Annotated in this window: 11 protein-coding genes and 1 pseudogene; 7 read left to right on the top strand and 5 right to left on the bottom strand. The window is 75.9% G+C overall.

Going from position 1 to position 13,300, the window contains the following annotated elements:
* Positions 1–230: pseudogene (locus tag KIK08_RS13210) on the bottom strand (hypothetical protein); the annotation flags it as partial.
* A 46-nt stretch (positions 231–276) separates the two neighbouring features.
* On the opposite strand from KIK08_RS13210, the gene KIK08_RS13205 reads away from it, so the two are divergent.
* Both KIK08_RS13205 and KIK08_RS13200 read left to right on the top strand, forming a co-directional pair.
* Positions 277–999: a MerR family transcriptional regulator gene (locus KIK08_RS13205; RefSeq protein WP_214403408.1), complete on the top strand. Its 723-nt coding sequence runs from the start codon at positions 277–279 to the stop codon at positions 997–999.
* A gap of 35 nt (positions 1,000–1,034) precedes the next feature.
* Positions 1,035–2,621, top strand: a complete 1,587-nt coding sequence (locus KIK08_RS13200) for a SagB/ThcOx family dehydrogenase (RefSeq protein WP_214403407.1) — start codon at positions 1,035–1,037, stop codon at positions 2,619–2,621.
* A 7-nt stretch (positions 2,622–2,628) separates the two neighbouring features.
* Here KIK08_RS13200 and KIK08_RS13195 read toward each other — a convergent pair whose 3' ends face one another.
* Positions 2,629–3,909, bottom strand: a complete 1,281-nt coding sequence (locus KIK08_RS13195; RefSeq protein ID WP_214403406.1) for a DUF4232 domain-containing protein — start codon at positions 3,907–3,909, stop codon at positions 2,629–2,631.
* A 74-nt stretch (positions 3,910–3,983) separates the two neighbouring features.
* On the opposite strand from KIK08_RS13195, the gene KIK08_RS13190 reads away from it, so the two are divergent.
* Positions 3,984–5,333, top strand: a complete 1,350-nt coding sequence (locus KIK08_RS13190) for a M20/M25/M40 family metallo-hydrolase (RefSeq protein ID WP_214403405.1) — start codon at positions 3,984–3,986, stop codon at positions 5,331–5,333.
* Positions 5,334–5,362: 29 nt separating this feature from the next.
* Here KIK08_RS13190 and KIK08_RS13185 read toward each other — a convergent pair whose 3' ends face one another.
* Positions 5,363–5,809, bottom strand: a complete 447-nt coding sequence (locus KIK08_RS13185; protein WP_214403404.1) for a hypothetical protein — start codon at positions 5,807–5,809, stop codon at positions 5,363–5,365.
* A 159-nt stretch (positions 5,810–5,968) separates the two neighbouring features.
* Between KIK08_RS13185 and KIK08_RS13180 the strand changes: the two genes are divergently transcribed.
* Positions 5,969–7,318, top strand: a complete 1,350-nt coding sequence (locus KIK08_RS13180; protein ID WP_214403403.1) for a putative glycoside hydrolase — start codon at positions 5,969–5,971, stop codon at positions 7,316–7,318.
* A 53-nt stretch (positions 7,319–7,371) separates the two neighbouring features.
* On the opposite strand, the gene KIK08_RS13175 is transcribed toward KIK08_RS13180, so the two are convergent.
* Positions 7,372–8,325 (bottom strand): cyclase family protein, encoded by a 954-nt coding sequence (locus tag KIK08_RS13175; RefSeq protein ID WP_250556914.1) that lies wholly within the window; start codon positions 8,323–8,325, stop codon positions 7,372–7,374.
* Between the two features lie 87 nt (positions 8,326–8,412).
* Positions 8,413–9,549: an acyl-CoA dehydrogenase family protein gene (locus KIK08_RS13170; RefSeq protein ID WP_214403402.1), complete on the bottom strand. Its 1,137-nt coding sequence runs from the start codon at positions 9,547–9,549 to the stop codon at positions 8,413–8,415.
* Between the two features lie 211 nt (positions 9,550–9,760).
* Here KIK08_RS13170 and KIK08_RS13165 point away from each other — a divergent pair, with 211 nt between their 5' ends.
* The 3 genes from KIK08_RS13165 to KIK08_RS41715 are packed head-to-tail and all read left to right on the top strand — an operon-like array spanning position 9,761 to position 13,289.
* Positions 9,761–10,996 (top strand): aromatic ring-hydroxylating oxygenase subunit alpha, encoded by a 1,236-nt coding sequence (locus KIK08_RS13165; RefSeq protein WP_214403401.1) that lies wholly within the window; start codon positions 9,761–9,763, stop codon positions 10,994–10,996.
* An 11-nt stretch (positions 10,997–11,007) separates the two neighbouring features.
* Complete coding sequence (locus tag KIK08_RS13160) at positions 11,008–11,955, top strand: DODA-type extradiol aromatic ring-opening family dioxygenase (RefSeq protein ID WP_214403400.1); 948 nt, start codon at positions 11,008–11,010, stop codon at positions 11,953–11,955.
* 14 nt (positions 11,956–11,969) lie between these two features.
* Positions 11,970–13,289: a peptidase dimerization domain-containing protein gene (locus KIK08_RS41715; protein WP_214403399.1), complete on the top strand. Its 1,320-nt coding sequence runs from the start codon at positions 11,970–11,972 to the stop codon at positions 13,287–13,289.
* Positions 13,290–13,300: the final 11 nt, after the last annotated feature.

Below are 13,300 nucleotides of genomic sequence, written 5' to 3'. Positions count from 1 at the left end.
AGGCCGGCCGCGGTCAGGGCCAGCCAGCCGAGCACGTCGAAGGCGAGCTCGGCCAGGTGCGCCCCGACCTGGCCACGGACCGCGGCCAGCGCCGCCGCCGGGTCGGCGGGGTTGAGCGTGAGCCCGGCGGGGACGACGATGGCCACGCCGACCAGCATGAGGACCGGCGCCGCCAGCAGCAGGACGCCGGTCGCGCGCCGGTGCGGCGCCTCCACGATCGGTGGGGTCATGGTCGGCGACGCTAGGAGTCTGACGCCGGGGGAAGGTCAACCGCGGATGTGGCGGATCGGGCAGCTCGCGCGCATGGCCGGGGTGTCCGCGCGCACCCTGCGCCACTACGACCGGATCGGCCTGCTCGCGCCGGCCGCGGTGGACGCCGCCACCGGCTACCGCTGGTACGGGGCGGGGGAGCTGGAGCGCCTCGAGCGCATCCGCGCCCTGGCGCGCCTGGGGCTGCCGCTGCACCAGGTCGCCGAGCTGCTCGACGCGCCCGACGCGCACCTGCGCCAGGCGCTGTCCGAGGCGGTCGCCGCGGTCCGCGCGGACATCGCCGCGCTCACCGCGACCGTGGAACGCGCCGAGGACCACCTCGGTGCGCGCATGTCGGTGCTGCCCCGGCAGACCACCGTCGGGGCGCGTCGCCTGCGGGTGCGCCGCCTGCGGATCGAGCACCCGTCCGAGCTGGGCGCGGTCTGCGGTGGGCCGGGCGGCCTGCTGCTGACCTGGCTGGATGCGCCGCCGGACGGCGGCTTCGGCGGCGGCTTCGACGTCGCGGTGGGGGCCGGGCGCGCCGGCGAGGCGCTGACCCTGCCGGTGCGCGACGTGGTGCGGGCGGTGGTGCCGGCCGGCACCGGGGTCGTGCGGGCCGGGCAGGAGCTGCTGGGCTGGGTGCGCCGCCGGCGGATGGCGGTCGCGGGGCCGACCGTCGAGGAGCACCTGGTCGACGGCGACGGAGCCCGCGCGGCGGTCCTGGAGATCCCGGTGCGGCCGATCGGGTAGCGACCGCGGGCGCGCCCGGAGGGCAGACTCGCCGGGTGTCCATCGACGACGTGCAGCGGGCCATGGCGTTCCACGACGCGACGAAGTACTACGCGCTCGACGACACCCCGGGCGACGAACGCATCGGCATCGGCGACCCGCGTGCGCGGACCGAGGCCATCTGGCAGCGGGACCCGGGCATCCGCCCCGCGCTGCGCAAGGTCTACGAGACGGCGCCGCCGGTCGGGCTCACCCGCGACCTGCCGGCGACCGGGACGCCGGCGCTGGAGGCGGTCGCCGCGGTCGGGCGGGAGCCGGCGCGCGTCGCGCCCGACCGGGCGCTGCTGGGCCGGATCGGCCTGCTGACCAACGGCGAGCTCGACCGCTCCCGCACCGAGCGCGACGGCCGCGTGCACCACTTCCGCACGGCCGGGGGCACCGGCGCCCAGTACCACCTGGAGCTGTACTTCGCCTGCGCCGACCTGCCCGACCTCGACGCCGGCGTCTACCACTACAGCGGGGCCGATCACAGCCTGCGCCTGCTGCGCGCGGGCGACTTCCGCGCCGCGCTCGTGGACGCCACCGGCGAGGAGCCCTCGATCGCCGCCGCGCCGGTGGTGCTGGCCATGACCAGCACGATCTGGCGCAACGCGTGGCGCTACCGCGAACGCGCCTACCGGCACGTCCACTGGGACGCCGGCACGTCGCTCTCGCACGTGCTGGCGGTCGCGGCGTCGGCGGGCGTCCCGGCCGCGCTGGTACTCGGGTTCGCCGATCCACTGGTCGCCGCGCTGCTGGGCGTCGACGGCGTGCGCGAGGTGCCGGTGGCGCTCGTGGCGCTCGGCCGCGACGGCACCCCGGCGCCGCCCGCACCGGCCGTCGAGCCACTGGACCTCCCGACGCGCCCGCTCTCCCCCGCGGAGGTGACCTGGCACGCCGTCACCGACATGCACCGCGCCTCGTCGCTGGCCACGGGCGCCGAGGCGGCGCGGTGGCGGGCCGGCCGGTGGCGCCGGCCGGACCCGGAGCCCACCGGTGAGCTGGTGCAGCTGCGCCCGCTGCCGGCCGACCGGCTCGACCCGCGCGGCGTCGAGGAGATCATCTTCCGGCGGCGCTCGACCCGGAACTACGACACCGACGTGGAGATCGGGTTCGACGCGTTCTCCACCCTGCTGGAGCGGTCCACGCGCGGCGCGGCCGGCGACGCGCTCACCCCGGGCGCCCCGCTCACCGACCTGCACCTGATCGTGAACGCGGTCGAGGGACTGGCCCCGGGCGTCTACCGGCACCACCCGCAGCGGGGTGCGGTCGAACTGGTGCGGGAGGGCCTGTTCCGAGACCGGGCCACGCGCATCGCGGCCGCCCAGAGCTACGCGGGCGACGCCCACGTGAACCTCTACTACCTGGCCGACCTGCCCGCGGTCCTGCACCACTACGGCGCCCGCGGCTACCGCATCGCCCAGCTGGAAGGGGCGCTGCACGCCGGCAAGCTGCACCTGGGCACGCACGCGCTCGGGCTGGGCGCGGTCGGCTCCACCTCGTTCGACGACGAGGTGGTCGACTTCCTGGCTCCGGACGTCGTGGGCGCGGCCTACATGTTCGTCACGGTCTTCGGCAGGCGTCGGCGGCGGGTCGCGGGGTAGCGCCCGGTCAGCCCGCCGGTCGCCACCCGCCGACGGACAGCTCGGCGCCTGCGGTGACGTCGAACGGGGCGGGGTGCTCGTCGTCGACGGCGACGTCGGCCCACGCCCCGCCGGGCCCGAGCGCCACGCCCAGGGTCTGCGGGGTGTCGCGGTCCGCGCCGGCCCCGACCCGCCAGCGCAGCCCGAACGACGCGACGCCGCCCGGGGCGATGCCGGTGCGCCCCTCGGACCCCTGCAGGGCGGGGTCGTACTCGGCCCGGGTGAGGTCGATGGCCAACGGGAGCGCCTGCCCGCCCTGCGCCAGCCGGACGTCGGGCACGCCCTCGACGAAGCAGGGTCGCGCCGTCGCGTTGCGGGCCAGCACGCTCACCACCCGCTCCCCGAGCGCGGCGTCCCAGCCGGTCGTGGACCAGACCAGGTCGTCGACGCGGCAGGCGTCCGACGCCTCGACGGGCGCCGGCGCCGGGTAGGTCGGCAGCGGCTCGGCGGGGCGGGGTGCCGGACCGGGGAGCGCAGGCGCCGCCACCCCGGGTGTGCAAGTGGTCGGCTCCTGGTCGGACCCTGTGGCGAGGACGACACCGGCGACGAGGACGGCCGCCGCCACCGCGCCCACCCCGACCACGCCCACCCCGATGCCGGCGCGGTGCCCGCGCGTGGCCAGCAGCCCGACGGTGACGCACGCGGCCTGGACCACCGCCGCCAGCACCACGTCAACCACGTCCAGCCCGTCGCCGCCCGCTGCGGCGCCGGCCGCGCACGCCGCCACCAGCGCCGCGAGGGCGACCGGCGGGGCGTCGGGCGCCACCCGGCGGGTCGCCGGTCCGAGCCCGCGGTCGACCAGGGTGAGCGCGCCGACCTGGCCGAGCCAGACCAGGCTGAGCCCGGCCAGCAACCCGGGGACACCGCTCAGGGTGAGCAGCAGCACGGCCGGCGAGAGCGCCAGGAGCACGATCCCGCCGACGGCCCCGGCCGCCGGGGCCTTCACCGCGAGCGGCGCGCCGGCCGACCGGGCGTCGTCGGGGGCGGCCGGCGCCGGTGCGAGGCACAGCGCGACCAGTCCGGCGAGGGCGGCGCCGAGACCGACGACGACCGCCACCCACGGTGCGGCCAGGACGACGGGGCTCGGGTCGCGGTCCGCCAGGCCGGCCTCGCCGAACGGTGTGCGCGGGCCCGGCGCGGCGAGCACACCGACCACCATCACCACGAGTCCGCTGCCCAGCGCCGCCGTCGGCCAGGCGCTCGGCGCTGTGCCGGCCGTCGTCCCGGTGGTCTCCTCCCGCGTGCTCACGACTGCCTGTCGCCGGCACCGGCCCGCTCGTTGCAACCGGTACCCGGGCCGCGGGTGGTGGGTACTGTGCGCGAATGGTGAGGGCGTCGGTCGACGGTGGGCGCGAGGTCGCGCCGGCGGTCGCCAAGCTGCAGGCGCTGGTGCGGATCCCCACGGTCGGCGACCGCGATCCCGCGCTGGTCGACGGCGCCGTGTTCGACGCGTTCCTGGCCGAGCTGCGCGCGCAGTTCCCGCTGCTGCACGAGCGGTTGGAGCGGACCGCGGTCGGCGGCCACGGGCTGCTGTTCCGCTGGCCGGGGCGCACCTCGGCCGATCCGGTCGTGCTCGTCGCGCACCTCGACGTCGTGCCCGTCGTCGCGGAGGACTGGCGCCACCCGCCGTTCGGCGGGGACCTCGTCGACGGCGCGGTGTGGGGCCGGGGCACCCTCGACGACAAGGGGCCGCTCGTCACCATCTGCGAGGCGGTGGAGACGCTGCTCGACAGCGGCGTCGTCCCGGCGCGCGATGTCTGGCTCAGCTTCGGCTGCGACGAGGAGGTCGCCGGCGCGGCGGCCCGCCACGCGGTCGACGAGCTGGCCGGGCGCGGGGTGCGCCCCTGGTTCGTGCTCGACGAGGGCGGCGCCGTGGCGGGCGGCGCGCTGCCCGGGCTGGGGGTGCCGCTCGCGGTCGTCGGCGTCACCGAGAAGGGCGTGGTCTCGCTGCTGCTGCGGGCCGAGGGCGCCGGCGGGCACGCCTCGACGCCCGCCCGGATGGGCCCGACCGCGCGGATCGCGCGGGCCGTCACGCGCCTCGACCGCGCCCCGTTCCCGGCCAGCGCACCCGCGCCCACGCTCGAACTGTTCCGCCGGATCACCCCGCACGCCCCCGGGCCGGTGCGCCCGCTGCTGCGCCGCCTCACCCGGCTGCCCCGGCTGCTCACCCGGCTGCTGCTGGCCGCGGGACCGGAGGCGGCGGCGATGGTGCGCACCACGCTGGCCGTCACCACGCTGTCGGGCAGCCCGGCGCTCAACGTCATCGCCGCCTCCGCAACGGCCGGCGTGAACGCGCGGGTGATGGTCGGCGACACCGTCGCCGACGTCGTCGAGCACGTCCGGCGCACGATCGCCGACGACCGGGTCGAGATCGAGGTCGTCGAGCAGCACGAGCCGAGCCCCGTCTCGCCGTGGGACGGGCCGTTCGCGCTGCTGGAGTCGACCACCGCCGAGGTGTTCCCGGACGCCGTCACCACGCCGTACGTGATGATGGCCAGCGCCGACGCCCGGCACTTCACCCGCATCTGCGATCGCGTCTACCGGTTCGCCCCGCTGCGGATGTCGCGCGCGCAACGCGCGTCCATCCACGCCGCCGACGAGCACGTGGGCGCGGCCGACCTGCTCGACGGCGTGCGCTGGTACCGGCGCCTGCTGCTGGCGCTGCCCGACTGAGCGGCCGACCCGACCACTCTCGCGGTCGGTCAGCCGGCATCGAACGGGTGCGGGTCGCGCCCGGCCAGCAGCAGGAACCGGTCGCGCCACGACACGTGGCCGTCGGGCAGCGGCAGCCGTTCCCGGAAGACGCCGCCGGCCCGCCACCGGTCCGCGTCCGGTTCCATGCGTTCGTACAGCGCGCGGGCCAGCGCCTCGGGCAGCGGGCACGCCCGCGAGCCCAGTGCCATCGCGACGTCGTGGGCGAGGAAGGCGCGCAGGGCCGCGGCCTCCACGAGTCCGTCGCAGCGCCACCCGCCCGGGCCCGCGCACCCGCCGCTGAAGCGCTCCACCAGCTGGGGCAGCGGCACCACCCCGTCCCAGCCGGGGCGCTCGGCGACCGGCCCGGCCTGGATCCGGCGGTGCTGCGGGCCGATCCGCCCGAGCACCTCGGTCAGGGTCTCCCCGGCCATCGCGAGCACTTCGACGTCGTCCACCGCGGGCCTCCTCGCCGTCGTCCACCACGATGAGACCAGCTCGCGGGCCCGGCGGAGTGCGCAATCTGAGACGCGCCGCCCACCTGCGACGGCCACCCCCGCCGCCCACTACCGTGGGGCGTCATCCGGACGGGTGACGGTCGGTGCGGAGGTGGTGCGGTGCCCGGCCGACGCCGCGCACGCGTCGCCGCGCTGGTCGCCGCGATCGGCGCCCTGTTCGTCGCGGTCCTGGGGGTCACGCTGACCGCCGTGGGAGAGCGCCCCCGGCCCGGCGACCCGCTCTCGCCCGACGCGCAGCCGCCCGCGACGACGGCCGCGCCGCCCCTGACGAGCGCGGCCCCGCCGCCGACGACCTCCCCCGCGCCGCCGGCCCCCGCCGGCACCGCCCAGTCGCTCTGGCTGCACCTCAACTCCACCACCACCTCCGACGACCTGCTCGCCCAGGAGGCCCGGCGGCGCTCGTTCATCGTGCTGAACCAGTGGGAGAGCGGGCTGATCCCGCGGCTCAAGGCGGCCAACCCCGCGATCCAGGTCTACGTCTACAAGGACCTGTCCTCCACGCGCAGCTACGCCTGCCGGGGTGGCGTGGACGACCGCGACCTGCCCACCGGGGTCGGCTACTGCGACGCCGACGCCCACCACCCGGACTGGTTCCTCACCTCGCCGCGCGGCGGCCGCTACGAGTACAGCGGCTACCCGGGGCACTGGCAGATGGACGTGGGCAACGTCGACTACCAGGACGCGTGGGCCGCGAACGTGATCGCGGCGGCGACGGCGGCCGGGTTCGACGGCGTCGAGATGGACAACGCGCTCTTCGACTGCGACACCTACCACCGCGGCTCGTGCCCGCCGAAGTACCCGACGGACGAGGCCATGCAGGCCGCCTACCTCTCGATGCTGAGCAACGTGCGCGGCGACTTCTCGGCCGCGGGGCTGGAGACGGTGGCGAACCTGGCCAACGCGCGCCTGCACCCGGGGGTCTGGGACGCCTACACCGAGCACCTCGACGGCGGGTTCGACGAGTGGTGGCTGGTCTTCTCCGACACGAACATGCTGCCCGAGTACGGCGAGGGCTGGAGCCGGGTCGTGGCCGAGATCGAGTCGAACGAGGCCCGCGGCAAGATCACCTGGGTGCAGCCGCACTTCTCCCCGGGCGCGGTGCGGCCGTTCCGCTACGCCTTCGCCAGCTACCTGATGGCGGCCGGGACGCGCAGCGCGTTCGTCGAGATCGCCCGGACCGACGCCTACGGCGACCCGACGCCGTGGCGGCCGGAGTACGAGTGGCGGCTGGGGGAGCCCGTCGGCCCGAAGGCGCCGGTCGGGTCGAACCTGTGGCGGCGGGACTTCGCGTGCGGGGTCGCGGTGGTCAACGCCAACCCGAGCCGGTCGGGCGCGCGTGTGGTCGAACTCGGCGCGCCGTTCGTGGACCAGGACGGCGCGACGGTGACCTCGGTGTCGCTGGCCGGGACGTCCGGCGCCGTGCTGCGCGCGCCCGGCTGCGGTTCCTAGGACCCTACGGCGCGGGTCCCGCGCGGTCGGTCGTGGCGGTCAGGACGTGGCGGTCAGAACGTGGCGATCGGGTTGACCGGGCTGCCGGACGTCCCGGCGAAGCGGACCGGCGCGACCGCGAGGTGGAAGTCCCACTGGCCGAGCTCGGCGGCCGTCGCCGCGCACTCCTCCAGGTCGCAGTTGTCGAGCAGCCACAGCCCCATCGCGACCAGGCCCACCGCGTGGACCGGCATCAGCACGTCGTCGTACCCCGACGGCTGCACCTCCTGGGGGGTGTCGGCGCCGATCAGCGCGACCCCCCGCTCCCGCAGCCACGGCAGGCAGGACGCGTGCCAGCCGGTCTGCGCGATACCGCCCGCCGCGACGGCCTCGTGCCGGGCGCGGCCGTGGCCGGTCCGCAGGAGCACCGCGTCGCCGGGCCGCACCCGCACGCCCTGGCGCCGCTCGGCCTCGTCGAGGTCCTCCGGGAACACCCCCTGCCCCGGCTCCAACCACGGCACGTCGCGGACCTTCGCGACGTCCAGCAGCACACCGCGCGTGACGATCCCCTTCGCCGCCGCCGTGACGGCTCCCCACGTCGACCCCGTCGCGGCGTCCACCGCCGTGTGCGGGCGCCCGTTGTACAGCGCGCCGTCCCAGAAGATGTGGCACGGCGAGTCGAGGTGGGTGACGGTGTTGCCGTGGAAGGTGAGGCCCAGCTTCTCCGAGGAGAAGCCCCAGCGCCGGTCGGCGTGGAACCGCTCCGGCATGTTCTCGGCCCCCGGCATGTCGGCGGCGCACGGGCACGTCATCGTGGACCGTTCCATGTCCGCCGGCACGGCCACCTCCCACGCGCACGACACGCTCCTGCCGTGGCGCACGGCCCGTGCCGCCGCCAGCCGCACGTCGTCGGTGATGTGGTTCAGCGTGCCGAGCTGGTCGTCCTCGCCCCAGCGGCCCCAGTTGGACAGCGCGTCGAAGTAGCCGAGCACCTCGTCCCGGGTGGGAATCGATGGCTTCGCCGCCATATGGCATCTCCTCCCGTCGAGAACGAACCTATCGTGATCCACGAGCCCTGTTGATCACGACAAGTTCGTTCTCGACGGAGGGGCGGCTCAGCGGAAGGCGGGTGAGGTCGGCGCCATACCCATCAGCACGGCGCCGGCGCTGTCGTAGATCGTCGGGGCCAGGAACGCGTGCTGCTGGGGTACCTGGGCGTCGGCCAGCAGGGCCTGCAGCGGGTGGTCGGAGTAGATCGCCGCGGTGCCGGAGAGCGAGACGATCGTGCCGGTCACGGCCGCGGCGGTGCGCGCGAGGTGGGCGGCGGACAGCCGCAGGTGGGCGTTCTGCTCGTCGCTCACCTCGCCGTGCTGCACGCTCTCCCAGCCCTCCCGCGCCGCCTCGTAGAAGTAGGCCCGCGCCGAGCGCAGCGTGGCTTCGGCCTCGGCGACCTGGGCCCGGTAGTAGGGCCGGTCGGCGAGCTTGGGCGCGCCGGTGACGCTGGCCCGGCCGCTGCCCTCGCCGGTGGCGAAGTCGATCGCCGCGCGGGCCACGCCGGCCGAGACGACCGACAGCGCCTGCGCGGCGTAGGTGATGGTCGGGTAGCGGTAGATCGGCTCGTCGACGCTGGGCGCCCCGCCGCGGATGAACGTCCAGTCGCGGTCGACCTCGACGTCGTGCACGGCCAGGTCGAACGAGCCCGTGGCCCGCATCCCGACGACGTCCCAGTCCTGGATGATCTCGACGTCGCGCGGGGGCAACACCGCGCCGCGCGGCTTGCCCGCGGTGCTGTCGTCGCCGGGGATGCCGACGCACAGGATGTCGGCGCCCATGCACCCGCTGGCGAACTTCCAGCGCCCGTTCACCCGGAATCCGCGCTCGGTCGGCGGCGCGGGCTGGACGGGGAACAGGGCGCCGGCGAACACGACGTCGGGCCCGTCGGCGTAGATCGCGGCCAGGGTGTCCTCCGGCAGCGGGCACAGGTAGGACACCTGGGCGCCGAAGCTGGCGACCCAGCCGGTGGAGCCGTCGACGGCGGAGATGCGCTCGACCAGGGAGAGGAACTCCGCGGGGGGCATCGGGTCGCCGCCGAACCGGCGCGGGACGGAGGCCCGGTAGATGCCCAGCCCCTTGAGCCGCTCGACGAAGTCGCGGGGCACGTACCGCCGGTCCTGGAACTCGAGGCGGCGCTCGGCCAGCTCGTCGAGGACCGCGTCGAGGGTGGCGGCCGGGGCCGGTGTCGTCTGCGTCATTGCTGCTCCTCGGCGTCGGCGGGCCACTGGCGGCCGAGGGTTTCGCCACCGCGGCGCCTTGTCAAAGACCCGGGTCCGCACACCGGACCCGGTCCGGGCCGGCGGGCGCGGTCCGGTCAGCGGACCGGTGATCTTGGAGCGGGCCCGGTGCGGTGCTGGACTCGCCCCGTCGCGGGTGGCGCGGTGCCGCCCGCCGGTCCGGGGAGGTCCGATGACCGTGCAGAACGGCGCGACGGGTGCGGCGGCCCCGGCCCCCCGCAAGCGGCCGCGGCGGGCCGGGCGGCTGCCGGGCCGGCAGGACTGGTCGACCTGGCCGCACTACCAGGGCGCCGCGAGCGGGTTCCGCGGCTACTGGTACCCGGTCTGCTACTCCTCCCAGCTGACCGGCAGGCCGAAGCAGGTCACCCTGCTCGGCCGCAAGCTCGTGCTGATCCGCGACCGCGGCACCGCCTACGCCCTCGACGACCGCTGCCCGCACCGCGGGGTCCCGCTCAGCCAGGGCGACCAGCAGTTCCCGGGCACGATCTCGTGCCCGTACCACGGCTGGACGTTCGACCTGGAGACCGGCGACCTGCGGGCCGCGATCACCGACGGGCCGGGCTCGCCGATCTGCGGCAAGGTCACCCAGCCCACCTACGAGGTCGCCGAGCGCCTGGGCATGGTGTGGGTGTTCGTCGGCGACGGCGAGGACGCCCCGCCGATCGACGAGCAACTGCCCGAGGAACTGGTCGACAACGCCGCGGTCGTCGGCTCGCGGATCCAGCCCCGGGTCGGCAACTGGCGCTTCGCCTGCGAGAACGGCTACGACGAGGGCCACGCCAAGTACCTGCACCGCACGTCGCTCTGGCGGCTGTTCAAGGCCATGCCGGTGTGGAACGAGACGCGGATCGTGCAGCGCGGGCGGTGGATCTTCCGGGTGCAGGACGCCCAGCACTGGACCGCCGACTTCCCCGGCCTGGGCCGCTGGGACAACCAGGCCTGGTTCAAGCTCAAGCCGCCGAGGACGACCGCCAACATCGGCAACACCGGCAGCCACCGCCAGGTCAACCCGGTGATCGCCGCGCAGGAGTTCCCCGGCTTCGTGTCGGTGTCGATGCCCGGGGTGCTGCGGGTGGTCTACCCGACCTTCATCCACTACGAGTTCTACGTTCCCGTGGACGCCGACAACCACCTCTACGTCGGGGTGATGGCCGAGTTCCACGAGGGGGCGCGGACGCTGCCGTTCTACGCGAAGTACCTCGGGTTCGTCCGCTGGCTGTTCCACGGCCAGTTCTCCGCGCAGGACAAGTGGATGGTCGAGGTCACCGACGCCCCGCCGGAGCGGCTCTACCGGCCCGACGAGTCGCTGCTGCGCTGGCGCAGGCTGGCCGAGGACGTCACCGCGGAGCGCCTCGCGCGGCTGCGCGCCGAGGGGCTGGAACCGGCCGGTCCGGCCGGCGGGAACTGAGGGGACGGGCGATGGCGCGGATCGTGCTCGGAGTGGGGGCCTCCCACTCCACGCTGATGAACACCCACTGGGACGGGGTCGTGCACACCGACCGGGCCCGGCGGTTCCGCGACGCGCTCGACGAGGCGCGCGACGCGGTCGCCGCGGCGCGCCCCGACGTCGCCGTCGTGGTCGGCTCCAACCACTTCCGCGGCTTCTGGCTGGACCTGATCCCGGCCTTCACCGTCGGCGTCGGCGAGGTCATCGGCGCGGGGGAGGCCGGGACCCCGAAGGGACCGCAGCGCACCGACCCCGCCGTCGCCCGCGAGCTGGCCGAGGCGCTCATCGAGCGGGGCACCGAGGTCGCGCTGTCGGCCCGCCTGCAGATCGACCACGGCCAGACCCACGCGATCCAGTACCTCCTGCGCGATCTCGACGTCCCGGTGGTGCCGCTGGTGGTCAACGTCTTCGCCGCCCCGCTGCCGCGCCCGGACCGGTGCGTCGCGCTGGGCGCCAACCTCGCGGAGGCGGTGGCGGCGCTGCCCGACGACCTGCGGGTGGTGGTCATCGCCTCGGGCGGGCTGTCGCACCAGCTGCCGTGGCCGGCGGACTGGCGCGACCCGCAGACCGCCGACGAGGAGTTCCTGGTCGAGGCCTGGCTGAACGGGCGCGGCGAGTGGGAGCGCTACGACGAGCGCCGCCGCGCGATCATCACCGCGGCCCGGCCGGTGATCTTCGAGGGGTTCGACGAGCGGTTCCTGGCCGACCTGCAGGCCGGCGACCTGCGCCGCTACGCCTCCTGGACGAGCGCCGACATCCAGCGCGCCGCGGGCAACGGCGGCCAGGAGCTGCGCACGTGGCTGATCATGGCCGCGGCGCTCGGCTTCGCCCCCGGCCGGACGCTGGCCTACGCCGCGATGCCGGAGTGGCTGACCGGCATGGGCGTCGCGCTCATCGAACCGGCCGGGGCCGGCGCGTGAGCACCGTGCCGGAGGTGAGCGCGGCCGAGGAGACGGTCCGCGCCGTGCTGGCCCGGGTGAGCGAGGGCCGGCTGCGCGCCGCCGCGCGAGCGGTGGCCGAGATCCCCAGCCCGACCGGGCGCGAGGCCCCGCTGGCCCACCTGCTGGCCGACCGGCTCACCGCCGCCGGGTTCGCCGCGACCGCCCAGCACATCGACGCGACGCAGGCCAACGCGGTCGGCAGGCTGCGCGGGCGGGGCGGCGGCGAGGACCTGATGCTCTACGCCCCGATCGACACCCTCACCACCGGCGACGAGGCCCTCGACGTGCCGTGGATCGGGCCCGGCCTGCGCCCGGACATGCGCGCGGGCGCCCGCGACGAGGGACCGTTCGTGTCCGGGCTGGGCGCGAGCAACCCCAAGGGCCACGCCGCCTGCGTCCTGGTCGTGGCCGAGGCGCTGGCCGAGGCGCTGGCCGAGGCGCGATCGCAGGGCGGACCGGAGCTGTCCGGCGACGTCGTCGTCGCCTTCGGCGCCGGGGGGATGCCGACCAACGCCGTCGAGGCGGAGGGATTCCCGCCCCGCGCCAACACCGGCCACGGCGTCGGCTGCTCCTTCCTGCTCGAACGCGGCTGGTACGCCGACCACGCGGTGATCGCCAAGCCCGGGGACTTCGTCGCCCACGAGGAGGTCGGGCTGGCCTGGTTCGAGGTCACCGTGCCCGGCGTGCACACCTACGTCGGCAGCCGCCACCGCATGCCCTACCGCAACCCGATCGTCACCGCGGCCGAGGTGGTCACCCGGCTGGAGGGCTGGCTCGCCCGGTACCCGCAGCGCCACCGCACCGCCACCGCCGCGCCGCAGGGCGTCATCGGGGCGATCGTCGGGGGGTGGGAGCGGATGCTCGCGGTGACCCCCGCCCTCTGCCGCATCCGGCTGGACCTGCGGATGGCGCCGGGCACCACCCCGCAGCAGACGAGGCGCGACGTCGTCGCGGGCGTGCGCCGGATCGGCGACGAGCTCGGCGTCGACCTCGGGGTGGAGATGGTGCTGTCGGTGCCGGCGACGCACACGCCGCCCGAAGCGCCGGTCGTCCGGCGGACGATCGAGGCCTGGGAGCGCACCACCGGCCGCGCCCACGAGCCGGTGCCCGACAACAGCGGGGCCACCGACGCCAACATCCTGCGCGCGCGCGGCATCCCGACCGCGCGCGTCGGGATGCCCAAAGCCACCTCCGACGAGCTGGACGTCGACCCGGCGCTGGACTTCCAGCGCGGGATGAACACCGTCGACGTGCGGGCCATGCGCCGCCTGTGCGAGGTGCTCGCCCGCGCCACCGTCGCGATCACCGCCTGACCCGGAGGGAA

Source organism: Pseudonocardia lacus, assembly GCF_018531445.1.
GTDB classification, from domain to species: Bacteria; Actinomycetota; Actinomycetes; order Mycobacteriales; family Pseudonocardiaceae; genus Pseudonocardia; species Pseudonocardia lacus.
This window is presented reverse-complemented; position numbering and strand designations above follow the sequence as displayed.

Coding starts and splice junctions, on each gene's coding strand:
- KIK08_RS13205 (WP_214403408.1), top strand. CDS start 277: ATGTGGCGGATCGGGCAGCTCGCGCGCATGGCCGGGGTGTCCGCGCGC.
- KIK08_RS13190 (WP_214403405.1), top strand. CDS start 3,984: ATGGTGAGGGCGTCGGTCGACGGTGGGCGCGAGGTCGCGCCGGCGGTC.
- KIK08_RS13175 (WP_250556914.1), bottom strand. CDS start 8,325: ATGGCGGCGAAGCCATCGATTCCCACCCGGGACGAGGTGCTCGGCTAC.
- KIK08_RS13170 (WP_214403402.1), bottom strand. CDS start 9,549: ATGACGCAGACGACACCGGCCCCGGCCGCCACCCTCGACGCGGTCCTC.
- KIK08_RS13165 (WP_214403401.1), top strand. CDS start 9,761: ATGACCGTGCAGAACGGCGCGACGGGTGCGGCGGCCCCGGCCCCCCGC.
- KIK08_RS13160 (WP_214403400.1), top strand. CDS start 11,008: ATGGCGCGGATCGTGCTCGGAGTGGGGGCCTCCCACTCCACGCTGATG.